Raw genomic sequence first — 25,440 nt, 5'->3', positions numbered from 1 at the left:
ATTAATTAATCTCCTCCTCAACTTCTATTCTTTTCTTCTCTCTTGCAATTTTCAAAAACTCTAAAAGTTCTGGATTAGTATTCATTTTTTTGTACGCTACTGACATTTCTGCAACAAAATTAGAATCACATAACTCTTTATATACGACTTCGGTTTTATACAATTTATTCGCCGATACAGGTATTACCGTAATTCCGATTCCTGCCGCTACAAGTCCCATAACTGTTTGATATTCCGTTGCTTCTTGTACAATGTGTGGACTAAATCCTACGTCGCGGCAAAGTGATAAAATTGTATCGTATAACGCTGGCCATACCGGTCTCGTAATAAATACGAACGGTTCGTCTCTTAAATCTTCAATATGTATTTCATCCTTTTCAGCAAGTGGATGTGCCTTCGGTAAACATAACGTACAAGAAAGCTTTTGAATTGGTTCTAACTCTAGTAATTGTGTTGGAATTGGCGGACGCAAAAAGCCAATATCAATACGGTTATCGTGAAGTGCATGCACCTGATCCGGTGTTGACAGTTCATGTAATGCAACAGACACTCTCGGAAATTTCTTTCTATACTCCCTTACGATAGATGGTAAAATATCATATATCGCCGCACCTACAAAACCAATTGAAAGTGATCCCACTTCTCCCCTTTGGGCACTTTGTGCAACTTCTACTGCTTTATCAATTTGTTCGAACGCTTTTTTTACTTCTTTTAAAAACATTTCTCCAGCTTCTGTTAATTCAACTTTTCTCTTCGTTCTTGAAAATAACATAACTCCCATTTCTTTTTCTAATTGCTGAATTTGTTGACTAAGCGGTGGTTGTGTCATTTGTAAACGAGCAGCTGCTCGTCCAAAGTGTAACTCCTCTGCCACTACAACAAAATATTGCAAATGCCGTAATTCCATTTTGGACACCCTTTTCACTTTCAATTAATACATCTAATATATTAATAACATATAATTTATATATTAGACAAATTTTTCGAATGAACGTATAGTAGAAATTGTTAATTCTTTTTTACAATTTTTATGTAAAAAAAGAAAGAGGTGGGTACTGTATGAAATGGTGGAAATTAAGCGGACAAATTTTATTATTATTTTGTTTCGCTTGGACAGGTGAATGGATTGCAAAACAGGCACACCTCCCAGTTCCAGGAAGTATAATCGGTATTTTTTTATTATTAATTTCATTAAAATTTAACCTAGTGAAGAAAGAGTGGGTACAGGACGGCGCAGACTTTTTATTAAAGGAACTTATTTTATTTTTCATTCCTTCTGCAGTCGCTGTCATACGCTACAAAGATACACTATCACAATATGGAATCGATCTCATTTTAATTATTATGATTAGTACACTTTGTGTCACTCTCGCTACAGGACTCCTAACAGAATTGCTACTAAAGCGGAAAGGATCAACACAATGATCGGCTTTCTTTGTTTACTATTAACACTATTCACATATTGGATATCGAAGAAAATGTATCAACGCTGGAATTGGAGCTTACTTTCTCCTCTTCTCGTCTGCCCTATTTTTTTAATTGCTTTATTACTCGGACTAGACACACCTTATGAAACATATGAAACAGGTGGTCAATGGTTAACAGAATTATTAAAGCCTGCAACAGTTGCTTTCGCATGGCCAATCTATAAATACTTTGATTTACTCAAGAAACATGGAATAGCTATTTTACTTAATGTCATTGTCGGTTCATTTTTATCAGTTATTACTTCAGCACTACTAGCTAATTATTTTCAAATTGATTCATCGTTAGAACATAGTTTAGCGCCTCATATTGTAACGACACCAATTGCAATGGCCATTTCAGAAATGATCGGTGGTATGTCACAATTAACAGCTGTATTTGTTGTTTTAACTGCGTTAACAGGAGCATTGCTCGGACCTGCTCTCATACGTATATGCCGTATTAAAACAGCGCTCGCAAAAGGCATTATGTTAGGCACTAGCGCAAATGGAACCGGTACATCAAAAGCATTCGAAATCGGCCCTGTAGAAGGAACCATTGCAAGTTTATCTATGCTTTTAACAGCAGGAGCTAGTTTAGTTATCGTTCCGCTTTTCTTGTCGTGGATACATTGAAAAAGCAAGTGTTTAAACACTCACTTTTTTATTTATATATTTATTTAAAACCTCATAATCCTCCGGGAAAGATAGCGTTAATTCCTTCATTTCATCTATCCTCTTCCAAGCAATTTCATGTATTAACTCATCAGGATCTTGGATTTTCATACTACCGCCTATTTTTTTAACGACATAATAATGAACGTATACAGGAACCCCGTATGTAATACCCTCTTTTTCGTATATTTTATTTACAACTTCCACATTGTAACCTGTTTCTTCCCAAACTTCTCGAATACAACATTCTTCTAGTGTCTCTCCCTTTTCAAGCCCTCCACTTGGAACAGACCACCTTTTTTCTTCACCCTTTTGCCCTTGCAACACCATTAAAACTTCATTTTTTTCATTTATACATACTGCTGCACAACCTATCCATCTTTCCATATACATCCCTCCCCCTACAAAAATTCACCTACTTTATCATTTTCTCCTTGAAAAAAGAGGAAAAAAGTAAACTAATGACGAAAAATCACATTAACTTCATAGACAATCCCTTCTTAGAAATTAAAAACGGAAGGATGAAAATATGATATCTAAATATGTTGTGGAATGTGTCTTTTGTGAAGAAAATCGAAAACCACGCCAAGCTATCGTAACAGTTCCCGCCACTACTCAGCTACTAGCCATTGAAAAAGTGAGTGCGGAATGTAAACGTCGTTTCGGAAAAGCTTTATTATTGCAAACAGAAATTAAAGAAGAAATAACTTTTGAACAAAAAGAAAGCCGACCATAAATTGGTCAGCTTTCTTATCCGATCATATTTTCACATGAAGATTAGGGGCATCCTCTTTAAGGATCGGGATTTTCCCATTATGTACGTTCCATAATGGTCATCGAACAATATATTTCTATGCAATTAATTATTGAATAGAATAGGGCAAAACTTGTTCGCATTTTTAGAAAAGGGATAGGGATATAATTCAAGTAGTACTTCGAATACTCGAACTTTACACTCATTATATTAAAGCAAATCCTTTTATATGGGAAATATGAATTACTTACATAATTCATTCGTAAAATATATTAGTTTGCTATATTATTTTTATTCCATCAATAACATACATCCAGCTACAACTGGTGTCATAATCATTGAAAGCTTCAAAAGCATACGTGGTGCATAATTTGTAAACTTCGCCCCGATATACGCTCCTAACATCGTGCCAATTAATACTTGCAATAACAGTATATAATCTAGGTAGCCTTCTGAACTATATCCTAGCCCACCTCCAATCGCAATCGGCAATATGACAAGCATTGTTGTTCCTACAGATTGCTGGATTGTTAATCCTAATAGAACCATTAATCCAAGTTGAATAAATGGTGCAGAACCAATCCCAAATGAACCAGCCATCATTCCAGTGACTAATCCGAGACATATACATTTCATTATATTGTCTTTCGAAAAATCTTTAATTTCTGCTAAAAGTAGTTCTTCCCTATTTTGAAACTTAATTAATTTAACAAACATAAAAATTGCAGATAAAAATAACATCCCAGCTGTAAACCAATGAAGAAGATGCGGTGGTATAAGTGAACCAAGCTTTGCACCAATATAAGAACCAAGTGCTCCACATCCACCAACAATCCCTCCTATAGTAACTACAACATTTCCTTCACGATAATGACTTATAACCCCAGATAATGTCGTAAATGCCATTGCAGTTAAAGACGTTGCAAGCGCAACATGAATAGGAATGTGGAATACTAAAGTGAGTATTGCGATAATAAAACCAGCTCCCCCTGCTCCAACAAATCCTAATAAAACTCCCATTACTAACATCGTTATAATAATTGCCACAGACTTTCCCTCCAGTAAAGCAATTATCCATCATATTCTTCCTTGTATACAAATAAAAAGCATCCTAGATGGATGCTTTTTATTTCAAAAATATGTACTTAATCTTGATTAATCAAAATAACTGCCGGACCAGCGACTACTACTCCAGCTACTTCTATCTTTTCAAATTCTTTTACTGTAATAGATATAACTCCTTCTCTTTCCATTAATTCTTTACTCAGGACATCAGTCGGGATTGCTTTCACCGTCTTACCTCCTTTTCATTTATACAATATGATAAAGTGAAACTTTGAAGTGGGAGTCTTATTGCTCGCAAATAGCGAGATAAAAACAACCCAATGCATCCATATATATGCATCACCTCCGCTTTCATTCCTTATTCCACTCAAAATCCTTCTCTCCCTTCCGTAACATATTGAAAAATAAAAAAGCACTCGCAAAAGCGAGTGCTTTTTCATTATTTACTTTCTATTACTTTTAACATTCTATTAATAAATGCTGCCGATTCTCCACGCGTTGCAGAACCTTTCGGCATAAATTCATTATTTTCATTTCCTTTTACAATACCTAATCCATAAACACGTTGTACAGCTTGTTTATCATATGCTAAATCTTGATCCGAGAATGGTAACGGAACTAAGTTACCTTTAATTTTTTTATATTGCAGTGCACGATCAATCATGATAACAGCTTCATCTCGTTTAATCGTATCATTTGGAGCAAACGTCCCATTTCCTCTACCACTTATTATCCCGGCAGTTGCCGCACGATTAATACCATCTATTAGCGATGGGTGTGCTGTATTTAAATCATTAAAATTCGATGATCCTTCAGGTAACTGTAATGATCTTGAAATTAAATTCGCAAATTCGCCACGTGTGACAAGACGCTCTGGCCAATAAGAACCTTTCCCATCCCCAATCATAATGCCTCGTTTATCTAATTCACGAATGTCTGCTTCGTACCAACCACCTGTTATATCATCTTTATGGTTCGCATCATAATAAACCTTTGTTCCTTGTAAGAATGGTTCCCACGCATTATTTTTAATCATAATAGCCGGACAATTCTTTCCACTCCAGAATTGATGTTTCTTCACATTTTCTAAAGGAATATGTAATTCTCCCATTAAATAAGCTGTTAATTTACGAGCATTTTCAACAGCTTTATTATAATCACCATCTTCGTTTACAGCAATTTCAATCGCAATTGATTCTCGATTTCCAGTTCCTTCTGCTCCATCTCCTGCATGCCAAGCATTTTCGTTTAATGGAAGATGTTGATAAATCTCTTTATCGTCTACCGTAAAGTGCCATGACGCTGAACGATCTTCCGTTCCCGTTGCTTGGTTATATAAATATATTGCATGGTTTTTAGCATTTGCCCCAACACTGTAATTATCTGTCTCATGAATCGTAATATACTTCGGCTTCATCGCATAACCGGGACGGATATTTTCATTTCCTTTCGGTACAATCATTTCTTTTAAAGTTACACCATAAATATCCGTTGTTTTCTCTTCTATTGGTGCAGCATACATAACTGCTGCACGTTTTGTACGTGCTGGTGTTGCCTCTTGAATAATTGAAGCTTTTGTTCCTTCAAATTTTGCTGAAGGTGAATAAATCCATTTTATCTCATCATTTATTTTTACTTGGAACCATTCTCCGGCCTGTCCAATTGCTTGAATATTTTGTGGCTCCAATACATTTTCTTCTTTGTATGAAGTAAATGGTTCAGAGTAAGTAGAGGTTACTTCATTAATAACCAACTTTTCACTTAATAAAGGGTGAAATTCTTTAACCTCTACATTTCCCTCACTATTTTCTATCCATCCAGTTCCAGATGAAGTCCGAACATAGTAAGCGTTTCCTTTTCTCTTCTCAGCTTTTACAACTTGATTCGAAATGTGAACCCCTGTCTCTTTTTGAAAATTACTAGAATCATATAAAGGTACTTCTTTCACTATTTGTACAAGAAATTCGCCTTGCACTTCATTTTTTACTCCTTTATCTTCTCCTCGACCATCTTCCTCTTTCATATGGTTTTCAATACTTTTTAAAGCTTGTTCATCAGGTGAAACCGCTACAGTTTTTTCCAACTCATTAGCATAGGAATAATTCGGAATCGTTACCACGCTAAATACAATCGATGCAGCTAAAACATTATAAAATCTTTTTTTCATCATAATACTTAACACGCCATAATTAAATTCGTGTTAATTTCCCCCTCCTCAACCAAAATATAGGACATCTAGTAAACTATTAAACTACATAACCATTTACAATATAACAGACTCATTCCGATTCGTATAGATAGGAATGACTACTATTTGCCTACATTTACTATATTGGAATATAAAAAGAAGCTATAATATATAGCTTCCCTCCACATTTCTTTAACCTCTATGCACCTTATATTCCATAACTCTACCATCTCTATCAAATTGTAAAACAAGCTGTTCACTATCTATTGAAATAAAGCCACGTTCATTTCCAAGATAGTACGAAGTGGTAATCCCTTCTTCTCCATTTCTCGTTTCAGTAGGCGTTCCTAATAATTTTGTGATTTCTTCATTTGACTTCCCTGTTAATTTATATTTTTGCATTAGATCATCTACCATATGTACCCGTTTCTCTTCAGCATGTAACCACCGATCTTGATTAAACTTAGAGGTGTATGTATTCATACTTAATTGCGCAGTGCACACTATCAATAGAATACAACCTACTATCATTACACCTAGCATTTGCTTTTTTTCTGTATTACGATTTACAGAAGTACGTAAGACGAACTTTTGAATTACGACTAATATAGCAAATGGCATGACTACTACAAACATACTTTTTACACTTACTGACATATGAACCACATCAATAACAAACATAAACGCAAGATACATTAGTATATACAAACAAACATAAACATACAAAATACCCCTTAATATAGCACTCAAAAAGCCCACCTCTTTTTAATTTATTTTATAATTCATCCGGCTAATGATTTCTCGAAGTTTTTCTAACTCTTGATCTGTATATATTACTTCCCCTGTTAAGATCTCATTTCTGAAGAACGTTACAATTTGCTCTCTATCTTTTAATCTCGGCGTTTTTTCTTCAGACAGATCTAGCACTTCTTTCCCACTCTCATTATAAAAATACACAATCGGTTTTACTTTTTCCTTTACAATATCAACTTGTATTTCTTTCAAACAATTGTATAGAATATGAGATAGTTTCTTCGCTCTATATACTGGATTCCCTTCATTTTTCACTTGTATCGTTAATGAATCTTCACCTGTAACGCATTCAAATGTCTCTTCTTTCTCTACTTCTTGTTGATACTTGCCAATTTCATCAATCATAAATGAATATATATTAGCATTTTCTTTCGTTAAGCCATGAATTAATTTCCCTGTCCATTCTTTCGTCTCAAGTAGATACATACCCGTTTTACTTAAGACAAGATGATGAATGCGACAATCATTTCCTCCATGCTGATTTCTAATAAAAACATTTGGCATAATATGAAATTCAGTGTCTAGTATTATGCCTTGCTCTACGAAGCCACGCTTCATATAATGTAATGTTTCGTGTGTATTCACTTCAGCTCCATTTTTCGTATACTCTCGCAAATTTGCAATTAACTTTTGAAACATATGAATTTCGTTACTATGTTTTTCTTGCATTTCACTGCGTTCTTTACTATGTTGCACAGCTAATTGATTTTTCATCATACGCATATTTTCAAGTTCTCTAGCTGCACTTATTTGTAAATCATTGTATTTCTTCTGTTCCATATTTTTCAATGTATTTTGTTGTTCTTTATGCTCTGTAACCGTAGCTGCAATTTCAGTTTCATACGTTTCAATTGCTTGTTTCTTTTCAAATTCTACTTGCTGACTCTCTGATTCTAGCTGTTTATTTTTATAGAACAGCACGAATACTACAGCTAATAATAATAAAACCACACCTATTAGCACATAATCCATATCTTTACTCCTTTATTCCATTTTCATTTATTTTTATAAACATCCATTATATTATACTATGTTTTCAATATACACTTTGTAAAAATCACATATTTTTAATGAAGCGAGACTTTAATAAGCGATTTTCCCCATTCCCCACTGATTGTTTCAGGCTGCCCGCAAATAGCAGAATAAAAGGCATCTCAGGCGAGATACCTTTTACGTGCATTTTATTGTACACCATACTGAATATAACTTGGATCATAGTATATCCAGCCATTTCCACCTAACCCAAGCCAGCCATCTTGCTTACACCATACTCTATAAGCCTCACCGTGATGTAACTGTCTTATAACATTTCCATTTAATGATGGAGCATCCCGCAGATTCACATTATCACCAGTAATAGTCGCCACATAATGTTTATACTGAATGTAACTTGGATCATAGTATATCCATTCGTTTCCACCTAAAGCAAGCCAACCATCTTGTTCATTCAAAACTTCATATGATTCTCCTCTATTTAGCTGGCGAATTACACTAGATTGTAAAGATGGTCCACTCCGTAAATTTACATTATCGCCTTTAATTACAGCAACGCCGTAGACTGCAGTAGCAGTACTAGGTGGAGAAACATTTCCACCACCATTTGTTCCATTTCCTTGCAAAGCTTCTAATGAAACCGCTGCTGATACGTCACAATTTCCTAATACACCTGAAATTTGACCAGAATCTGTGTATTGCTATGCTGTCCACTCTGTCCATCCACCAGCATCAGCAGGCGGCGTACTAGAGTATTTAGAAATCCAAAGTGGAATATCGCTTAATCCGTTAATTCCAAACTCATTAATATACCAAACTCCTGTATATAACATGACATCTTTTCCAGTAGCCTGTTTCACATAATTTATGAAACTTCTTGCCCAATTAGATATAGCAGTACCAGTTAAATTACTATTACTCGGATCTATCGGTGATTCTAAATCTAAAACTGGCATTAAGTCTGTCTGATTGCTTTGTAATATGTTCACAAAATGTTTCGCTTCTGAAATTGCATCATTTAGTTCTGGATGTGCAAAATGGTATGCACCGATTAATACATTCGCATTTCGTGCTGCTTGTACATTTTGAACCAAAGTAGGATCAAGATTATTCACACCTTCTGTCGCTTTTGCATACGCCGCTGAAATACCCGATCCCTTCACTGCATTCCAATCAATGTTCCCTTGCCAATGAGACACATCGATAAACGTAATATTTGAACTAGATCTATCTTGCATATAAAAGCTCCTATCAATTTTTTTCATTTCGTATACATACAATATGTACAACTTTAATAAAGGGTCACGACGTTTCTACTATAGACATTGAGAGCAAACATATTTTATAAACAAAGTAAAAAGGCCTTATAATTACAAGGCCTTTTGTAAAATCCCTTTATTTTGTAGTAAATACATATTATAATACAACCCTTGCTCACTCAGTAATTCTTGATGTGTTCCTCTTTCTACTATTTCTCCATCATGCATAACAAAAATTTGATCTGCATCTTGAATTGTAGATAATCTGTGTGCAATTGCTATAGTCGTTCTCCCTTTTCGCATTTGCTGTAATGCTGTTTGGATCGCATCTTCTGTTTCTGTATCAATATTAGCTGTTGCTTCATCTAATACTAATACTTTCGGATTCGTTGCTATCGTTCTAGCAAAAGCAATTAATTGGCGTTGACCACTAGAAAATGCAGCTCCTCTTTCTACTACTTCTGTTTCATACTGCTCTGGTAATTTTTCAATAAACGTATTCGCTTGCACAAATTGTGCCGCTTCTTTTACTTCTTCATCCGTAATTTCTTCATTGTACATACGAATATTTTGTTTTACATTTCCCGCAAATAAAAATGCATCTTGCAATACGAGTCCTATTTTCTTTCTAATTTCTCTTTCTTCAAATCTCTCTAAATCTACACCATCTATTACAATATTTCCGGACTTAATATTATAAAATCGCATTAACAAATTCATAATAGTACTTTTTCCGCTACCAGTGTGCCCAACGAAAGCAACTGTTTGCCCTTGTTTCACGTGAAAAGATACATTTTTTAAAACATCACGTTTTCCATCATACGAAAAAGTAACATTTTTAAATTCAATTTCTCCATTAACAACTTGAGGATTTCCATCCCCTTTTTGAACTGGAGCTAAATCTTTCTCATCCATTAAATGAAATACACGTGATGATGAAACAAGTGCCTGTTGGAAAAATGATAATTTCATCATCATCTCATTTACAGGCTGGAAGAAACGATGTATATAGTTAACAAACGCATATAAGACACCTACTTCAACAGGACTCTTCAAAGCATCAATTCCAAATAAACCAAGTACTAATGCAATAGCCACAATATGAACTAAATCAGTTGCTGGACGTAAAAGTAACGCGTCTAACTTTAACGTCCGTCGCCCTGCACTATAATGTTTATTATTCACTTCTTCAAACTCTTTTCTCATACGCTTTTCTTGCCTGAACACTTGAACAATATTCATTCCTTGAATGGACTCATTCAACTTTGCATTTAACACGCTTAATTGATTACGTACTTCTAAATAAAAGGCTGCACTCTTCCGGCGATATAGCACCATAATTGCAAACATTATCGGAATTAATACGAGAGAAAATAGAGCTAGTTTTACATTTAATAAAAACATTGCTACTAAAATACCTATTAAAAAGACTACATTTTTGACAAATGTGGATAATACACTGACATAAAAATCTTTAATTGCTTCCGTATCATTCGTTATGCGCGATACAAGCGTACCAATCGGCGTACGATCAAAGAAACTTAATGACAACTTTTGAACATGATTATATACTTCAACACGCATATCTTGAACAATTTTAAAAGCGATATTTTGAAAATACAATAAGTCTAAATAAGTAAATAATACTTTTAATAAGTGAGCAATAAGATACACTACAAATAGAGTAACAAGTGCTGATTGATCAAAGTTACGTGGTACTAAATGTTCATCAAGAAATTGTTTAATTAAAAAAGGACCCATCATTTCAGTTACAGTTGCACCAACTAAAAAGATAAATGCTAAAGATAGTAACCTTTTATATGGCTTCATATAAGAAAGTAATCTACTTAAATCACTCCGCTTCTTCCCGGTCATCATACGCCTCCTTTCTCGACTAATGCTTCTAACTGCTGGCTCTCGTACATTTCTTTATACCAACCGTTTTCTTTCATTAATTGTTCATGTGTACCTCGTTGCACAATTCTGCCTTCATCCACAACAAGTATAAGATTGGCATGTTGAATTGCACTTAAACGATGAGCAGTAATAATCGTTGTTTTTCCTGCTCTTTCCCTCTTTAATGCATTTAAAATCGTTTCTTCTGTTTTTGCATCTACCGCTGATAAACAATCATCTAAAATTAAAATTTCCGCATTCGTTAATAAAGCACGTGCAATAGAGATTCTCTGTTTTTGACCTCCAGATAACGAAACGCCTCTTTCTCCTACTACCGTTTCATACCCTTCTGAAAATTGGAGGATGTCATTATGAATACAAGCAATCTCTGCAGCGCGGGTTATTTCATTATATGTAGCATCCGCCTTTCCGAAGGCAATATTCTCCCCAATACTCGCTGAAAATAAAAAATGATCTTGCGGCACGTATGAAATGGCAGAACGGACACCGTAAAGTGTTACATCGCGAATATCCCGCTCCCCAACTTTTAATTCACCACTAAAATGATCATACTCACGGATTAAACATTTTAATAAAGTCGTTTTCCCTGCTCCTGTACGTCCGACAACTCCTAGTGTTTCACCCTTCTTCAAATCAAAGTGAACATCTATTAGCTGTAACAGTTCATTTTTCTTATATGAAAATGAATCGACCGCAAATGTAACATCACCGCTTGCTACTTTATGTACAGCATCTTCTCTATTTACTACATCTGATTTTTGCGAGAGAATTTTTTCTACACGGTCATACGAAGCACGCCCACGCTCCATAATATTAAACAACCATCCAAAGGCTAACATTGGCCAAACGAGGGTACCTAAATACGTTGTAAATGTAACGAGATCACCTACAGTTAATTCACCCCTCACAACTAATACTGACCCGTAACACACTGCAATTAAAAAAGAAAATCCAACGATAAGAGAGATTGTTGGATCAAACAACGAATCAATACGTGCGACTAACATATTTTTATGTACAACATCTTCTGATTTTTTTCGAAATGCTTGTAAATCTTCTTTCTCTTGTCCAAGTGATCGAATTACCTTCATCCCACTCATACTCTCTTGCACTTTATCATTGATTTCTGAAAACGATTGCTGCGCTTTATGAAACCTTTTATGTAATAACGTTCCATAATAATTTGTCGAAATCGCTACAATCGGCATTGGAATTAAGCTTAACAATGTTAACTTCCAACTAATTGTAAAACCCATCGCTACGAGTACACATCCCCCAACCGCTAATGAGTCAACAAGTGTTAAAACGCCCGATCCAGCAGTTTGTTGAATCGCCTGAATATCATTAGTCGCATGCGCCATCAAATCACCCGTACGACGTGATTGATAGAAAGATGGGCTCATCCTTGTAAAATGTTCATATAAATTCTTTCGTAATTGACGGGCTAGTTTTAACGAAGATCCAAAAATCATAATACGCCATAAATAACGTAATATGTACATAGTAATCCCTACAACTACTAACAGAATAACCCACTTCAACAATTTTTCAGATGTTAATGTTCCATTATTAATTTCATCTACTACAATACCTAGTACTTTCGGAGCTACAAGTTCAAGAAGCGCGACACCAAATAACATAATAATTCCGATTATGTACGCTCGTTTTTCTTGTTTAAAAAACCACGCTAAATTAATAAATACCTTCATTTTTATCCTCCTCCCTTAAAATGAGCGATGTTTTCAGTTTACCAAAAATACTGAATTTTTAAAAGTTTTAAACTACATAACTAACAAAAAGAAAAGACACTCTTAGCGAGTGTCTTTTAGCGCTTATTTCGTTTGTTGCTTATTCATCGCGCTCATCATTTGATTGATTTTCTTTTGGGAAGGTTTTTGTCCCATTTGCATCATCATCATTTTTAACATTTGTTCATTAATTGGTGGATTTTTTTCTAAGTAGTTCATCATGTATTTGCGGGCAATGAAAAATCCTAACGCCACGCCTGCTACTAGTGCTACTACGCCCACTAGAATACCTAACCAAATTGGCATATATTTTCCTCCTTCATGTTGTCTACCTTACAGTGTACTAAAACCTTTTCAATAAGACAAGATACAATTCGACATTTTTTACACATATGTTCGTACTTGTTTTAGAGGATTCAGCCATCCGTACTTTGTATTTTCATAATCCATAGCTAAAAATGTTAATTCACACTTTCTTAACACCTCAAAGAAAGTCGTTTCCATAGAAACGTTTCCAGAGGTATTCATGCGAATATAGTGCGGTTTCACCATTATTTCGCCGTATTCCGCTCCTGTATAAAGTGTATGTGTATGATGTGTTCGATCATATTTACCAAGAACGCGCAAAGCTTGTTCTAATTTATGGTGAATTTTCATTACTTGTAATGGCATCGTTATATACATCATTTGTTTATATAACACTTTTCTCTCCGAAAGGGACCCAGATTCTGAAAATCTAGCAAATAAATCAAAAAACAAATATTCACGACCAAAGTAAGCTTTCGCAATATCCTCTTGAATTAAATACAATTCATACGTTTTCATCTTTCGCCTCCCAATCTGGACAACCTTTTCCCTTCATTATATAGAAGAAATTTTGCAATGATTGTCTGACTGCGGAGAGATAAAAAACTTTTTCTGTCGAAAAAACTCATTTACATAGAAAAACCTCTCCATGCCGGAGAGATTTTTCTAAAATCATTAAAGCATTTCTTTTACTTTACGAACAACGTTCTCTACAGTAAATCCATACTCTTCCATAATCTTTTCACCAGGAGCAGAAGCACCGAATGTATCGATACCTAACACATCTCCGTCAAGACCTACGTAACGGTGCCATCCGAATGTAGCACCCATTTCGATTGCGAAACGTTTTGTTACTGCTTTTGGTAATACAGATTCTTTGTACTCAGCTGTTTGAGCTTCAAAGCGATCCATAGATGGCATGCTGACAACAGCTGCGTCAACGCCGTCTACTGCTAACGCTTTTTGCGCTTCAACAGCTAGACTTACTTCAGATCCAGATGCAAGTAAGATTACATCAGCTGTTTCTTTCTTGCTTGCAGAAACTACATATGCACCTTTTGCTACTTTTTCATACGTATCGTCTTTTGCACCTTCTAATGTTGGAAGGTCTTGACGAGTTAATACTAAAGCAGTTGGTTTGTTTGTAGATTCTAGAGCTAGTCTCCAAGCTGCAACAGATTCGTTACCATCAGCTGGACGAATAACAGATACATTTGGCATTGCACGTAGCGCTGCTAATTGCTCGATTGGTTCATGTGTTGGACCATCTTCACCAACAGCGATACTGTCGTGTGTGAATACATACGTTACTGGCAATTGCATTAATGCTGCAAGACGAATTGCTGGACGTAAGTAGTCAGAGAATACGAAGAACGTACCACCGTAAGTTTTTAAACCGCCATGTAGTGCAATACCGTTCATTGCTGCACCCATTGCGAACTCACGTACACCGTACCAAATGTTTTTTCCGCTGTAATCATCTCTTGTAAAGTCTTTTTCGTTATTCATGTATGTTTTGTTAGAACCAGCAAGGTCAGCAGATCCACCGAAGAATGATGGTACAGACTCTGCAATTGCATTAATTACAGCACCTGAAGAATTACGAGTTGCTGCTTTTGATCCTAATTCATAAGTTGGTAAGTTTTGCTCCCAACCTTCTGGAAGAAGACCATTCATTGCCGCTTGTAATTCGTTTGCTAATTCTGGGTATGCTTGTGCATATTCACCTAGCATAGTGTTCCACGCTGCTTGCGCAGTTTCACCAACATCTTGTACAGTTTTACGGAAGTTGTCATATACTTCTTCTGCTACATGGAAGTCTTGCTCAGCAGTCCAAGCATATGCTTCTTTCGTTAATTTTGTTTCGTCTACACCAAGTGGAGAACCATGTGAAGCTGATTTTCCTGATTTGTTTGGAGAACCGAAACCAATTGTCGTTCTTACTTCAATTAGCGTTGGGCGTTTTTCGTCAGCTTTCGCTTCTTCGATTGCTTTCGCGATAGCTTCAATATCGTTTCCATCCTCAACACGGATTACTTGCCATCCGTATGCTTTGTAACGATCTTCTACACTTTCAGAGAATGAACGATTTAAATCGCCATCTAATGAAATATCGTTTGAATCATAAAGCACAACAAGACGACCTAATTGTAAATGAGCAGCTAATGAAGATGCTTCAGCAGAAACGCCTTCCATTAAATCTCCATCACCACAAATAGCGTATGTATGATGATCTACTACATTATACGCATCACGGTTATATTTAGCCGCTAAATGTCTTTCAGCCATTGCCATACCTACAGCAGTTGCAATACCTTGTCCAAGTGGACCAGTAGTTGCGTCTACACCTGCTGTATGACCGTACTCAGGATGTCCTGGAGTTTTGCTTCCCCATTGACGGAAGTTCTTTAAGTCATCCATTGTTACATCATAACCAGATAGGTGAAGTAGGCTGTATAGTAACATTGAACCATGACCTGCAGATAATACGAAACGATCACGGTTAAACCACGTTGGGTTATTTGGATTGTGTTTCATAAATTGAGTCCATAATGTATAAGCCATTGGTGCTGCACCCATTGGCATTCCTGGGTGACCAGAGTTTGCTTTTTCAATCGCATCGATGGATAATGTGCGAATCGTGTTGATAGAAAGTTGTTCGATTGAATGTGACATGCTATTCTTCCCTTCGCTTATATTAGTAAACGTTTTATACATTTATATGATAGCTTCCCACGCAAGATTATACAACATGTATCGACAAATATGTTGATATTTTTTTGGTTTTTCATAAAAAAATCAATGATTTCGGGAATGTATGGGTATTCAATATGACATACTTTTTCATTATTTTTATTTTAAAAAGAAAGGGAATTATCTGTATATTTATTCATCATTTTCAAATTCCATAATGCAAAATATATCCTTCCCCATTTTTCACTCTGCAAAGCAAACGAATAAAAGAATTTAAATCTTGGCATAATTTATCTCGATCAAATACGTATCTTTCATATTCTCCATCAGTATTATTATCATTTTCCCATTGAAACTGCCCTTTCAGTTCGATTGTTTCTGGCGCTAGAGAAAACATGTTAACTAGCGAACAAAATAACTGTTCTGCTATCACTGCCCCTTGCTGTTCTATTTTCGTAATACCATAATAGTGAATTCCAAATCCTTCTGCTCTTTTCGCTGGATAATAGGTCGGAATCCAATGGGTAAAATCTAATAGATATACGATTAGCTCATCACTTAATACAACACACTCATCTATCGTTGCCTCTTCTTTATATAGAAAACAAAGTTCAATCCAATCTATACCTATAAAATCCAACCCTTTTTTTTCATTCGAAACAAATACAAACTCGTGCTGTAAAGCCAAATTATCCCCCCTATTGCTCACATTTATTATTCTTATTATATAAAAAAGCACCTTTTATAGGTGCTTAAAATAAATTATACAATTTTCTTCCGTATCGAACTTGAAATAAAATCAATAATAATTACCATTAAAATAATACCCAATAAAATAATCCCCACACGAGACCAATTGCGTGAACTCAGTGCAAAAATTAGAGGCGTACCAATCCCACCTGCTCCAATAACACCTAAAATGGCAGCGGATCGTACATTAATTTCGAACCTGTATAACGTATAAGATAGAAAATCCGGTAATACTTGTGGCAATACTGCATACCAAAGTATTTGAAAGCGATTCGCACCTGTAGCCATTAACGCTTCCGTCGGTCCTTTATCTATATTTTCAATTCCTTCTGAATATAATTTCCCTAACATTCCGATAGAGTGTAATCCTAAAGCTAGAACTCCGGCAAAGGATCCTGGTCCAACAGCTTTTATAAATAAAAGAGCCATAACTAATTCAGGAAATGTACGAACAAAACTAAGTACAAATTTCCCAGTTCCTGCCGTTAATTTTCCACTGCTCATATTCGTTGCCGCCCAAAAAGCGAATGGAACAGATAAAAAGGCAGAAATAAATGTACCTAATATCGCAATTGCCAACGTATCAATTAAGCCATGTAATAAATCTTCACCATCTGGCAAAGATACATACGACCAATCTGGATTCAATACACCTGTCATAATTGCTTTTGTAATTTCTCTTGCCGTATCCTTTATTCCCTCTAGCGGGACTCCTGAAAAAGCCCATACATAAACAAATGCAAGTGCTATAAAAATAAACCAGCGATACACACTCGGTTTCTTCGGTTTTGGTACAATTATCGTCGTTTTACTCATTATAATTTCTCCCGCAACAATGTACTTACATAATCAATTAACAATACAACAACAAGAGTATAAATAATAATAGATGCAGTTTGTTGATATTGTAAAAATCCAAGTGTACGGTCATAATACAACCCAATACCACCCGCTCCTACTAAACCTAAAACAGCTGCTGCACGTACATTCACCTCAAATGTATAAAGAACATAGGAGACAAAATGTGCTTTCACTTGCGGAATTACCCCATACACAATCCATTGCACTTTATTTGCTCCTACTGCTGTCATCGCCTCTAATGGACCTGGATCAATCGATTCCATTGACTCATACAACAATTTCGCCACGAGCCCAATTGAGAAAAAAGTAAGAGCTAAAATACCTGGAAGTGGTCCTATTCCAAAAATAGCTACGAAAATTGCCGCTAATAATAAATCTGGTATCGTTCGGATAAAATTTAAAACCAATCGAGCTGGACCGTACAAAAATGTACTAGTAAACACATTACTTGCCGCAAATAGTGCCAGTGGAATAGCTAAAATCGCTCCTAAAGTCGTCCCAATAATCGCCATACGTATTGTATCTAACATCGCTGTTGTAATAACTTGAAAATAACTCCAATCAGGCGGCACCATCTCTTTTAACAAATCAATCATATTAGGAAAACCAACTACTAGTTTTGAAAATGATGCGTCGACCTGTACACTACTTCCCCACAATAGTAAAATGACTAGAATAGCCGTTAACATATGTTTCAACTTACTCGGCGGCTTCGGTATCGATTTCGAATATATCATCGCGTCATTCATTTAACTGCCACCTCTAATAATTCACTTTTCTGCGCTACGTCTCCATAAATTTCAGCGAATTTTTCATCCGTTGCCTCTTCTACTGAACCATCAAAAACAATTTCGCCTGCATGTAATCCAATAATGCGTGTCGCATATTGCCTAGCTAAATCAATAGAATGTAAGTTTACAATTGTTGTAATCCCAAAATCTTCATTAATTTTTTTCAAATCATCTAATACTTGCTTTGTTGTTAGCGGATCTAACGACGCAACAGGTTCATCTGCCAATATGATTTTTGCTTCTTGTGCCAACGCTCTAGCAATCGATACACGTTGCTGTTGTCCTCCTGATAATTCATCAGCTCGCGCATATGTTTTTTCTAAAATATTCACCCTTTTTAACGATTGAAAGGCAAGCTCCAAATCTTCTTTTGGAAATAGACCTAACGTTGTACGAAAAGTCGAATGGTATCCAACACGCCCAGCTAATACATTCTTCAAAACCGTTGATCGTTTTACAAGGTTAAAACTTTGAAAAATCATACCAATATCCCGGCGCATGCGTCGTAATTCTTTTCCTTTCGCAGCAGTAATAGACTCACCTTCAATCAAGATTTCTCCTTCTGTAATCTCATGAAGGCGATTTACCGATCTAAGAAGTGTAGACTTTCCAGCCCCCGACAGCCCTACCATTACAACAAACTCACCTTTTTGAATGTTCAAGTTTGTATTATTCAATCCTTTTGTACCATTCGGATACATTTTGGAAACATTTCGAAATTCTATCACACATCTTACCTACCTTCTATGTATTCAAAATGGCAAACTAACTGGAAACATACACCTTCCAGTTAGCTGCCATTTCCATATGTATTATTGCGTTTTTACTTTCTTTCCATATTCACGAACGATATCAAATTTACTATCATCAGATTTAACATATCCTTCATGTGAATATACTTCTTTAATGATTTTGTGACCTTCCTCATTCTTTCCTATTTCAATGAAAGCGTCCTGTAATTTCTTACTCCACTCTGCATCTAAATCAGAACGTACCGAAATCGTATCGTTAGGAATTTTTTCCGTAAATTTCACTATTTTCGTTTGATCGAATATATTCGGATAATCTTTTTTCACAATATTACGAGCATCTTGGAATACAACAGATACATCTACATCACCATTTAAAAGAGCAATCAGCGACTGATCGTGACCTTTTAATGTAACAGGTTTCACATCCTTTAGCGGATCAATTCCCTCTTTTAACAATACAGCCGCAGGCCATACATACCCCGCTGATGACGTTACATCTTGATAACCAATTTTTTTACCTTTTAAATCTTTTACACTGTTAATATTTGAATCTTTCTTAACTACAAACTCAGATTTATAAAAGTCTACTAAATCCTTTGTAGGAGCTCCCGTTTCATCATCTACTCCAAAACGTTGTGCTTGTAAAATTACGTTTGCAGCCTTTTTCTCATGCGCTAGCACATACGCTGTTGGAGGTAAAAACCCTACATCTACTTGCTTAGACGCCATCGCTTCTACAATTGTATTGTAATTCGTTGAAATACTAACTTTTACCGGAACATTTAATTTATCACTTAATAACTTTTCCAATGGTTTTGCCTTTGCCTCTAACGTATCTGCATTTTGAGAAGGAACAAATTGAACATTTAAAGTCTTCGGTACATAACCTTTTTTCGTATCTTCAGTTTTACTTGCACTTGATTCTTTCGTTCCACAACCACTTAATAATCCCGCCGCTAGTACAACTGTCGTACTCATTGCAAAAACTTTTTTCAACATATTAATGCCTCCAATTTTGTTGTTATAAAATTGCCTTCCGTAAACATGAAGAAATATATCACACATTTTCACGTATATTTTCTTATTTACAGAATCTTTACACATTCTATACATTCTCATTAAAATTCTCTTCATATATTTGATATGCTTAATTAGTAGATAACAATAGAAAAGGTGAATGATATTGAATCCAAATCAAATTGTAACTTTAAACATTTTATTAACAAGTGATATACATGGCACTGTTTATCCAATTCACTACCAAGATAACTCCCAAGCTGAAATTGGTTTAGCCAAAATTTCTACTCTTATAAAAAAAGAACGTTCCCAAAATAGAAACGTTCTTTTAATTGATAACGGTGACTTCATACAAGGAACACCCTTTACTTATCATTACGCTACATATGAAGAAGATAAGAAAAATCCAATGTCTTTATTAGCGAACTATTTACGTTATGATGCTGCAGTTATTGGGAATCATGAATTTAATTATGGAATGGACATATTAAATAATGCTATTTCTACTGCAAACTTTCCGTATCTATCAGCAAATATTTTAGATAAAAACAGAAAAGAACCTTATTTCGGGAAACCATATATAATAAAACATATTGAATCAAATATAAAAATTGCTATTTTAGGGATGACAACGCATTACATTCCCAATTGGGAACAACCCCATCACATTCAAGATTTACAATTTGAAGATGCATTAGAAACAACAAAAAGATGGGTTTCTTACATTCGCGAACACGAGAAACCCGATTTATTAGTCGTAGCCTACCATGGGGGATTTGAACGCGATTTACAAACTGGGGTACCGACTGAAGTTTTAACAGGTGAAAACCAAGGATATGCAATGTGCCATGAAATTGAAGGCATAGACATTTTACTAACAGGCCACCAACACCGGGAAATCGCTCACACCGTAATGAATGGTGTAACAATTTTACAGACTGGATGCAATGGACACTCCGTTGGAAAAGTAACAGTAACATTCGAAAAAACAGAAAAAAAATGGGTAAAAAAAGAGAGTGATTCACAATTATTGCCCGTACAAGGAATTGAGGCTGACCAACATATTCTTTCCTTGGTTGCCGATTATGAAGAAAAAACACAAAATTGGCTCGATCAACCTATTGGAGTAATCTATGGGAACATGCAAATTTCAGATGCTATGCAAACTCGTTTGCAAGACCATCCTTTTATTGAATTCATAAATAAAATACAGATGGATATAGCTAATGTTTCCATTTCTTGTACAAGCTTATTCCATAATACATCTCCAGGTTTCCCGAAATATGTAACAATGCGTGACATCGTTTCTAATTATATTTATCCAAATACATTAAAAGTAATTAGAATAACTGGAGCGGATATAAAAGATGCCCTTGAACTCTCTGCTTCTTATTTCATATTAAAAGCAGATGGAACTATCATCGTAAACCCCACCTACATAGAACCAAAGCCGCAACACTATAATTACGATATGTGGGAAGGAATTTCGTACGTATTAAACATTTCCAAACCAATTGGCGAGAGAGTAGAATCCTTACAGTATAAAGGCGCTCCACTTCATATGAATGAAGAATATGACGTCGTTATGAATAATTATCGCGCAAGTGGCGGAGGGAACTTCTTTATGTTTCAAAATAAGCCCGTAATAAAAGACATACCAACAGATATGTCTGAACTTATCGCTAACTATATATTGAAGCACAAAAAGATAGAAGCAACAGTCAATAACAACTGGAAAGTTATTAAATAACGGATATAATAAATAAAAAAGATGGGCTTCGCCCATCTTTTAGTTTAATTTTGCATTATCTTGCTTTTTTAAAGCTTTTAATTTCGCCGGTGTAACATCAGTACCTTCTTCGTTAACAACTTTAATTCCTTTAAGTTCGTTTAACATATTTTGACGAAATCCTTTTAAATATTGTTCACGTAGCGATTGGCGCTCACGTTGTTCTTCTTCAGTTAAACCTTCAGCTTTTGCTTTTTTCGCTAAGAAGTTAATGCGTTCAATGAGTTCGTGACTTTGCATCTCGAATCCCCCTTTTACTCAAAACTGATTATTATCATACAATAGTTAGTCCTCTTTATCAAGCAATTGCTTTGTATATTCTACATATCTTCGATGTACAGTTGCTTTTGAAACATCATGACCAAAACCACGAAGTGTTGCTGCAATTTCTTCAAAAGTTAATTCATTCCGGCGTAAACGTACAATTTCCTCAATTGGCACTTCTTTTTTCTCACGTCCTATACTTAAATGACGATTTTTCAAATTATTCTCTGGACGAAATCCTTTCTCTACCGCTCTTTGCATGCCACGTTTAATTTTTAAATTGTGGATCTTTCTTTGATACTCTTCAACAATCCCAATTATATCTAGTACCATCGAATCAGAGTCAGAGAGTTCTAATTCTCCATTATGCGTATGCGTATATACTTTTATTCCCTCTTTATGTAAACAGTGCATTAATGCAATCTTTGCATTCCCTCTACCAAGGCGCGTTTCATCTTGTATGAGAAGTACATCAACTTGTTCATCGCGAATTGTATCTAGCACTTCTAATATGCCATCACGTTCAATTGTATAACCACTAGCCTGCTCCTCAATCACCTTTACAACATTCATTTGATAGCGCTCAGCTAAATGCAATAATTCATCTTTTTGACGCAATAATGATGTTTCCTGTTCTTCTTTTGTTGTGCTCACACGTGCATAAATAATTGCATTCATATTGAACCCTTCTTTCTCACTATATTTTCCTTATAGTGTATCATAAATTCGTCTTTCGTTCGAACTTATGTTTGTAGAATGTTTTTTCGCATGTTATACTTATTAATAAGAAAAATGAAAGAAAACGAGGTGTTAGAAAACATGGAAAAGTTAACGAAACGCCAGCAAGACATTCTCGACTTTATTAAGCTAAAAGTACAAGAAAAAGGATATCCACCTTCCGTACGTGAAATCGGTCAAGCAGTCGGCCTCGCTTCTAGTTCTACAGTGCACGGACATTTATCACGACTAGAAGAAAAAGGATATATTCGACGCGATCCAACAAAACCACGAGCAATTGAAATTTTAGGTGACAACCGAATGGATACAGAGACACAATCTGTTATTCAAGTTCCAATTGTCGGAAAAGTTACTGCTGGATTACCTATTACAGCAGTTGAAAGTGTAGAAGATCATTTCCCACTTCCAGCTAGCATTGTTGCTGGAGCAGACCAAGTATTTATGTTACGTATTTCCGGAGATAGTATGATTGAAGCTGGTATTTTCGATGGAGATTTAGTTGTTGTTCGCCAACAACAGTCTGCATACAACGGTGAAATTGTAGTCGCTTTAACAGAAGATAACGAAGCAACTGTAAAACGTTTCTATAAAGAAAAAGACCATTTCCGTCTACAACCGGAAAACTCTTCATTAGAACCTATCATTTTAAAACAAGTGTCAGTTATTGGAAAAGTAATTGGCGTATATCGTGATTTACATTAAGAATAATAAAAGAAGATAATTACCTTATTTATATACGGTAATTATCTTCTTTTTTTGTATTTTGATAGATTTTCATACATTTTATTTCTTATGAACGAGTTTCAATCGTCACATCGCCAGCAGCTGTTTTACCACTAATCTTTTTACTACCATTGCCAATTGTTATATTTTTATTTTCTTCATTAAAAATCATTACTTCGCCAGCAGCACTTTGCCCAGTTATAACTGCATCTTGTGGTTTTTCTAATAAAGTAATATCTACATCCCCAGCGGTTGAACTTGCCTCTACATCATATTTAGGATCATGATCCATAATATGCACTTCCCCGCTAGCCGACTTCGCAGTTACTTTTCCTATTACCTTCTTAAAGCTCACCTCACCAGCTTTTGAAGATCCTTCCACACTTTTTGCTGTGACATTTTTCAAATCTACTTCTCCAGCGAGTGTCCCAACACTTACACAATCACTTTTCACATCACTTATTTCTATTTGTCCAGCTGATGAATTTATTTTTATCTCTTGGTATGAACGTTCAGGCACAAGGAGAGTTATTGTAGACGTTTGAAATCTAAAATCGTAAAAAGAAAAATCAAATGAAGCACCTTTTTCTCTTTCCCCAATAATTTTTAATGTGTCACCATCTTCGGCAATACGAACCTCGTGTTTACGTACATTTCCTGATTGCTTTACATAAAAAGAAGAGTCGGGAGATTTTTGGACAACAATATCCCCAGCATCTAACTTAACTTCTATATTTTTTAGTGTTTCGTTTTTAATTACGTCTTCTTTATTTCCTTCTTCTGCAGTTTGCACTGCTTTTTCATATGTTTGTGAAATCCCTATTACTCCAATAATGATACAAGCGATAGCTACTAACAATATTTTCTTCATCATCTACTCCCCTTTTATCATTTTGAAGTTCCATATTACATAACGTACGCATAACTTTTTAAACCACTTCGTACTATAATAAGCGATAATACATAACAACAAACCTACTCCAACAAACGTTATACTAACGAATAAATCCAACCATATAAAAGTACCCATAAATACTTTTCCAATAACGAAAAATGGTGTCACTACACTAGCAATTCCACCGAGCCAGAAGGAAAATATAAAAGCAATAATTGCAACTAACGGACCTAACACAATAATAAAATTAAACAAACTAAGTCCAATCGCTGCCATAACAGCCCTTGTTATATTGGTAGTTGATGGGTCCTTTTTCATTTCGTCAAAGCGATACAAAGCAAGTAAGTCTTTTGCAATTACTTTCGGAGAGCCAAGGCCCTTTATTATTTCCGATTCAGTTTTTCCTTCTTCTATTCCAAACTGAAAATGCTCTTCATAATCAAATAAAATATCTTTCCTCTCTTCTTCCGGTAACTTTCTAAGATGACTTGATAATTCTTTAAGAAACTGTTCTTTACTCATCCCATTCCACCCCTTCAATAATTTCTTGTACGCCTTTTGCAAAATCACGCCACTCCGTTACTAACAAATTCAGTTGCGTTTCCCCTTGCTCAGTTAGTTGATAATATTTACGAGGCGGTCCCTCTGTAGATTCTTTTAAATACGTTTGAAAATATCCTTCTTTCGTTAAACGACGTAATAAAGGATACACTGACCCTTCCGATATTAAAAATTTATTTGAGATTTGCTGAACAAGTTCATAGCCGTAACAATCTTTACGTTTCACAAGTGCTAAAACACACAGTTCTAACACGCCTTTTTTAAACTGAACGTTCAAGGTCAATCCCCCTTTCTCATTTCAGTACTATTCAATACACGGTACCCGTTATATCCATAATATACCACTTAGTACTATTCATTGCAAGGTACTATATTTTTCAATACTTAATTTTCGAATTAAATACATCCACACCATATTTCAACT

Annotated in this window: 27 protein-coding genes and 1 pseudogene; 5 read left to right on the top strand and 23 right to left on the bottom strand. The window is 35.3% G+C overall.

The window, feature by feature from the left end:
- Nucleotide 1 precedes the first annotated feature (1 nt).
- Nucleotides 2–907: an acetoin biosynthesis transcriptional regulator AlsR gene (gene alsR, locus ACSG5Z_RS14260; RefSeq protein WP_435711616.1), complete on the bottom strand. Its 906-nt coding sequence runs from the start codon at nucleotides 905–907 to the stop codon at nucleotides 2–4.
- Between the two features lie 152 nt (nucleotides 908–1,059).
- On the opposite strand from alsR, the gene ACSG5Z_RS14255 reads away from it, so the two are divergent.
- Together ACSG5Z_RS14255 and ACSG5Z_RS14250 are read left to right on the top strand one after the other, a co-directional pair.
- On the top strand, nucleotides 1,060–1,425 hold the full coding sequence (locus ACSG5Z_RS14255) for a CidA/LrgA family holin-like protein (protein ID WP_087982047.1): 366 nt from the start codon (nucleotides 1,060–1,062) through the stop codon (nucleotides 1,423–1,425).
- Nucleotides 1,422–2,099 carry an LrgB family protein gene (locus ACSG5Z_RS14250; RefSeq protein ID WP_137012034.1) on the top strand — a complete coding sequence of 226 codons (678 nt, stop codon included), beginning with the start codon at nucleotides 1,422–1,424 and terminating at the stop codon, nucleotides 2,097–2,099. The genes ACSG5Z_RS14255 and ACSG5Z_RS14250 overlap by 4 nt, the downstream gene beginning before the upstream one ends.
- 12 nt (nucleotides 2,100–2,111) lie before the next feature.
- Here ACSG5Z_RS14250 and ACSG5Z_RS14245 read toward each other — a convergent pair whose 3' ends face one another.
- Nucleotides 2,112–2,525 carry an NUDIX hydrolase gene (locus tag ACSG5Z_RS14245; RefSeq protein ID WP_435711615.1) on the bottom strand — a complete coding sequence of 138 codons (414 nt, stop codon included), beginning with the start codon at nucleotides 2,523–2,525 and terminating at the stop codon, nucleotides 2,112–2,114.
- A gap of 142 nt (nucleotides 2,526–2,667) precedes the next feature.
- Between ACSG5Z_RS14245 and ACSG5Z_RS14240 the strand changes: the two genes are divergently transcribed.
- On the top strand, nucleotides 2,668–2,874 hold the full coding sequence (locus ACSG5Z_RS14240; protein WP_087982042.1) for a DUF3903 domain-containing protein: 207 nt from the start codon (nucleotides 2,668–2,670) through the stop codon (nucleotides 2,872–2,874).
- Nucleotides 2,875–3,183: 309 nt separating this feature from the next.
- Here ACSG5Z_RS14240 and ACSG5Z_RS14235 read toward each other — a convergent pair whose 3' ends face one another.
- From ACSG5Z_RS14235 to ACSG5Z_RS14160, 16 genes and pseudogenes are all read right to left on the bottom strand, one after another.
- Nucleotides 3,184–3,939, bottom strand: a complete 756-nt coding sequence (locus ACSG5Z_RS14235; protein WP_098148427.1) for a sulfite exporter TauE/SafE family protein — start codon at nucleotides 3,937–3,939, stop codon at nucleotides 3,184–3,186.
- 98 nt (nucleotides 3,940–4,037) lie between these two features.
- Nucleotides 4,038–4,184, bottom strand: coding sequence for a BC1881 family protein (locus ACSG5Z_RS14230; RefSeq protein WP_000644411.1), 147 nt, complete (start codon nucleotides 4,182–4,184; stop codon nucleotides 4,038–4,040).
- A 212-nt stretch (nucleotides 4,185–4,396) separates the two neighbouring features.
- Nucleotides 4,397–6,124: an S-layer homology domain-containing protein gene (locus ACSG5Z_RS14225; RefSeq protein ID WP_088064494.1), complete on the bottom strand. Its 1,728-nt coding sequence runs from the start codon at nucleotides 6,122–6,124 to the stop codon at nucleotides 4,397–4,399.
- 213 nt (nucleotides 6,125–6,337) lie between these two features.
- The gene (locus ACSG5Z_RS14220; protein WP_087982038.1) at nucleotides 6,338–6,904 is read right to left on the bottom strand and encodes a hypothetical protein; all 567 of its coding nucleotides are present in this window, start codon (nucleotides 6,902–6,904) and stop codon (nucleotides 6,338–6,340) included.
- 6 nt (nucleotides 6,905–6,910) lie between these two features.
- Nucleotides 6,911–7,930 (bottom strand): nuclease-related domain-containing protein, encoded by a 1,020-nt coding sequence (locus ACSG5Z_RS14215; protein ID WP_435711614.1) that lies wholly within the window; start codon nucleotides 7,928–7,930, stop codon nucleotides 6,911–6,913.
- Nucleotides 7,931–8,139: 209 nt separating this feature from the next.
- Nucleotides 8,140–9,189, bottom strand: a pseudogene (locus tag ACSG5Z_RS14210) (GH25 family lysozyme).
- Between the two features lie 132 nt (nucleotides 9,190–9,321).
- Nucleotides 9,322–11,085 carry an ABC transporter ATP-binding protein gene (locus ACSG5Z_RS14205; RefSeq protein WP_060487428.1) on the bottom strand — a complete coding sequence of 588 codons (1,764 nt, stop codon included), beginning with the start codon at nucleotides 11,083–11,085 and terminating at the stop codon, nucleotides 9,322–9,324.
- Nucleotides 11,085–12,836 carry an ABC transporter ATP-binding protein gene (locus tag ACSG5Z_RS14200; RefSeq protein ID WP_048544175.1) on the bottom strand — a complete coding sequence of 584 codons (1,752 nt, stop codon included), beginning with the start codon at nucleotides 12,834–12,836 and terminating at the stop codon, nucleotides 11,085–11,087. The genes ACSG5Z_RS14205 and ACSG5Z_RS14200 overlap by 1 nt, the downstream gene beginning before the upstream one ends.
- 123 nt (nucleotides 12,837–12,959) lie before the next feature.
- A complete protein-coding gene (locus tag ACSG5Z_RS14195) occupies nucleotides 12,960–13,181 on the bottom strand; it encodes a YneF family protein (RefSeq protein ID WP_001123315.1) in 222 nt (73 codons plus the stop codon).
- Nucleotides 13,182–13,259: 78 nt separating this feature from the next.
- Nucleotides 13,260–13,700: a sporulation inhibitor of replication protein SirA gene (gene sirA, locus ACSG5Z_RS14190; protein ID WP_048527522.1), complete on the bottom strand. Its 441-nt coding sequence runs from the start codon at nucleotides 13,698–13,700 to the stop codon at nucleotides 13,260–13,262.
- Nucleotides 13,701–13,856: 156 nt separating this feature from the next.
- On the bottom strand, nucleotides 13,857–15,857 hold the full coding sequence (tkt, locus tag ACSG5Z_RS14185) for a transketolase (protein WP_048544176.1): 2,001 nt from the start codon (nucleotides 15,855–15,857) through the stop codon (nucleotides 13,857–13,859).
- A 223-nt stretch (nucleotides 15,858–16,080) separates the two neighbouring features.
- Nucleotides 16,081–16,563 (bottom strand): coproporphyrinogen III oxidase, encoded by a 483-nt coding sequence (locus ACSG5Z_RS14180; protein WP_435711610.1) that lies wholly within the window; start codon nucleotides 16,561–16,563, stop codon nucleotides 16,081–16,083.
- Between the two features lie 74 nt (nucleotides 16,564–16,637).
- Nucleotides 16,638–17,441: a phosphonate ABC transporter, permease protein PhnE gene (gene phnE, locus ACSG5Z_RS14175; protein ID WP_137012024.1), complete on the bottom strand. Its 804-nt coding sequence runs from the start codon at nucleotides 17,439–17,441 to the stop codon at nucleotides 16,638–16,640.
- On the bottom strand, nucleotides 17,441–18,235 hold the full coding sequence (gene phnE / locus ACSG5Z_RS14170; RefSeq protein ID WP_087982023.1) for a phosphonate ABC transporter, permease protein PhnE: 795 nt from the start codon (nucleotides 18,233–18,235) through the stop codon (nucleotides 17,441–17,443). The genes phnE (ACSG5Z_RS14175) and phnE (ACSG5Z_RS14170) overlap by 1 nt, the downstream gene beginning before the upstream one ends.
- Nucleotides 18,232–19,005, bottom strand: coding sequence for a phosphonate ABC transporter ATP-binding protein (gene phnC / locus ACSG5Z_RS14165; RefSeq protein WP_435711608.1), 774 nt, complete (start codon nucleotides 19,003–19,005; stop codon nucleotides 18,232–18,234). The genes phnE (ACSG5Z_RS14170) and phnC overlap by 4 nt, the downstream gene beginning before the upstream one ends.
- A gap of 84 nt (nucleotides 19,006–19,089) precedes the next feature.
- Complete coding sequence (locus tag ACSG5Z_RS14160) at nucleotides 19,090–20,028, bottom strand: phosphate/phosphite/phosphonate ABC transporter substrate-binding protein (protein ID WP_088064232.1); 939 nt, start codon at nucleotides 20,026–20,028, stop codon at nucleotides 19,090–19,092.
- A gap of 184 nt (nucleotides 20,029–20,212) precedes the next feature.
- Here ACSG5Z_RS14160 and ACSG5Z_RS14155 point away from each other — a divergent pair, with 184 nt between their 5' ends.
- Nucleotides 20,213–21,796, top strand: coding sequence for a bifunctional metallophosphatase/5'-nucleotidase (locus tag ACSG5Z_RS14155; RefSeq protein WP_097889938.1), 1,584 nt, complete (start codon nucleotides 20,213–20,215; stop codon nucleotides 21,794–21,796).
- Between the two features lie 39 nt (nucleotides 21,797–21,835).
- On the opposite strand, the gene ACSG5Z_RS14150 is transcribed toward ACSG5Z_RS14155, so the two are convergent.
- Nucleotides 21,836–22,075 carry a DUF896 domain-containing protein gene (locus tag ACSG5Z_RS14150; protein WP_001190582.1) on the bottom strand — a complete coding sequence of 80 codons (240 nt, stop codon included), beginning with the start codon at nucleotides 22,073–22,075 and terminating at the stop codon, nucleotides 21,836–21,838.
- 45 nt (nucleotides 22,076–22,120) lie between these two features.
- On the bottom strand, nucleotides 22,121–22,777 hold the full coding sequence (locus ACSG5Z_RS14145) for a YneB family resolvase-like protein (RefSeq protein WP_046956545.1): 657 nt from the start codon (nucleotides 22,775–22,777) through the stop codon (nucleotides 22,121–22,123).
- Nucleotides 22,778–22,918: 141 nt separating this feature from the next.
- Between ACSG5Z_RS14145 and lexA the strand changes: the two genes are divergently transcribed.
- Nucleotides 22,919–23,539 (top strand): transcriptional repressor LexA, encoded by a 621-nt coding sequence (gene lexA, locus ACSG5Z_RS14140; protein WP_000413737.1) that lies wholly within the window; start codon nucleotides 22,919–22,921, stop codon nucleotides 23,537–23,539.
- 88 nt (nucleotides 23,540–23,627) lie between these two features.
- On the opposite strand, the gene ACSG5Z_RS14135 is transcribed toward lexA, so the two are convergent.
- Genes ACSG5Z_RS14135 through ACSG5Z_RS14125 form a run of 3 tightly spaced genes read right to left on the bottom strand, consistent with a single transcriptional unit; the run spans nucleotide 23,628 to nucleotide 25,293 of the window.
- Nucleotides 23,628–24,434, bottom strand: a complete 807-nt coding sequence (locus tag ACSG5Z_RS14135) for a DUF4097 family beta strand repeat-containing protein (protein WP_435711606.1) — start codon at nucleotides 24,432–24,434, stop codon at nucleotides 23,628–23,630.
- Nucleotides 24,435–24,977, bottom strand: a complete 543-nt coding sequence (locus tag ACSG5Z_RS14130) for a DUF1700 domain-containing protein (protein ID WP_046957695.1) — start codon at nucleotides 24,975–24,977, stop codon at nucleotides 24,435–24,437.
- Nucleotides 24,970–25,293 carry a PadR family transcriptional regulator gene (locus ACSG5Z_RS14125; RefSeq protein WP_001102620.1) on the bottom strand — a complete coding sequence of 108 codons (324 nt, stop codon included), beginning with the start codon at nucleotides 25,291–25,293 and terminating at the stop codon, nucleotides 24,970–24,972. The genes ACSG5Z_RS14130 and ACSG5Z_RS14125 overlap by 8 nt, the downstream gene beginning before the upstream one ends.
- Nucleotides 25,294–25,440 lie beyond the last annotated feature (147 nt).

The organism is Bacillus pretiosus, assembly GCF_051294775.1.
In the GTDB taxonomy this organism is placed as follows: domain Bacteria; phylum Bacillota; class Bacilli; order Bacillales; family Bacillaceae_G; genus Bacillus_A; species Bacillus_A wiedmannii.
The sequence above is the reverse complement of the archived record's forward strand: the minus strand, read 5'-3'. Positions and strand labels throughout refer to the sequence as shown.

Coding starts and splice junctions, on each gene's coding strand:
- alsR (WP_435711616.1), bottom strand. CDS start 907: ATGGAATTACGGCATTTGCAATATTTTGTTGTAGTGGCAGAGGAGTTA.
- ACSG5Z_RS14255 (WP_087982047.1), top strand. CDS start 1,060: ATGAAATGGTGGAAATTAAGCGGACAAATTTTATTATTATTTTGTTTC.
- ACSG5Z_RS14250 (WP_137012034.1), top strand. CDS start 1,422: ATGATCGGCTTTCTTTGTTTACTATTAACACTATTCACATATTGGATA.
- ACSG5Z_RS14245 (WP_435711615.1), bottom strand. CDS start 2,525: ATGGAAAGATGGATAGGTTGTGCAGCAGTATGTATAAATGAAAAAAAT.
- ACSG5Z_RS14240 (WP_087982042.1), top strand. CDS start 2,668: ATGATATCTAAATATGTTGTGGAATGTGTCTTTTGTGAAGAAAATCGA.
- ACSG5Z_RS14225 (WP_088064494.1), bottom strand. CDS start 6,124: ATGAAAAAAAGATTTTATAATGTTTTAGCTGCATCGATTGTATTTAGC.
- ACSG5Z_RS14215 (WP_435711614.1), bottom strand. CDS start 7,930: ATGGATTATGTGCTAATAGGTGTGGTTTTATTATTATTAGCTGTAGTA.
- ACSG5Z_RS14205 (WP_060487428.1), bottom strand. CDS start 11,085: ATGACCGGGAAGAAGCGGAGTGATTTAAGTAGATTACTTTCTTATATG.
- ACSG5Z_RS14200 (WP_048544175.1), bottom strand. CDS start 12,836: ATGAAGGTATTTATTAATTTAGCGTGGTTTTTTAAACAAGAAAAACGA.
- ACSG5Z_RS14195 (WP_001123315.1), bottom strand. CDS start 13,181: ATGCCAATTTGGTTAGGTATTCTAGTGGGCGTAGTAGCACTAGTAGCA.
- sirA (WP_048527522.1), bottom strand. CDS start 13,700: ATGAAAACGTATGAATTGTATTTAATTCAAGAGGATATTGCGAAAGCT.
- tkt (WP_048544176.1), bottom strand. CDS start 15,857: ATGTCACATTCAATCGAACAACTTTCTATCAACACGATTCGCACATTA.
- phnE (WP_137012024.1), bottom strand. CDS start 17,441: ATGAGTAAAACGACGATAATTGTACCAAAACCGAAGAAACCGAGTGTG.
- phnE (WP_087982023.1), bottom strand. CDS start 18,235: ATGAATGACGCGATGATATATTCGAAATCGATACCGAAGCCGCCGAGT.
- ACSG5Z_RS14160 (WP_088064232.1), bottom strand. CDS start 20,028: ATGTTGAAAAAAGTTTTTGCAATGAGTACGACAGTTGTACTAGCGGCG.
- ACSG5Z_RS14150 (WP_001190582.1), bottom strand. CDS start 22,075: ATGCAAAGTCACGAACTCATTGAACGCATTAACTTCTTAGCGAAAAAA.
- ACSG5Z_RS14145 (WP_046956545.1), bottom strand. CDS start 22,777: ATGAATGCAATTATTTATGCACGTGTGAGCACAACAAAAGAAGAACAG.
- lexA (WP_000413737.1), top strand. CDS start 22,919: ATGGAAAAGTTAACGAAACGCCAGCAAGACATTCTCGACTTTATTAAG.
- ACSG5Z_RS14135 (WP_435711606.1), bottom strand. CDS start 24,434: ATGATGAAGAAAATATTGTTAGTAGCTATCGCTTGTATCATTATTGGA.
- ACSG5Z_RS14130 (WP_046957695.1), bottom strand. CDS start 24,977: ATGAGTAAAGAACAGTTTCTTAAAGAATTATCAAGTCATCTTAGAAAG.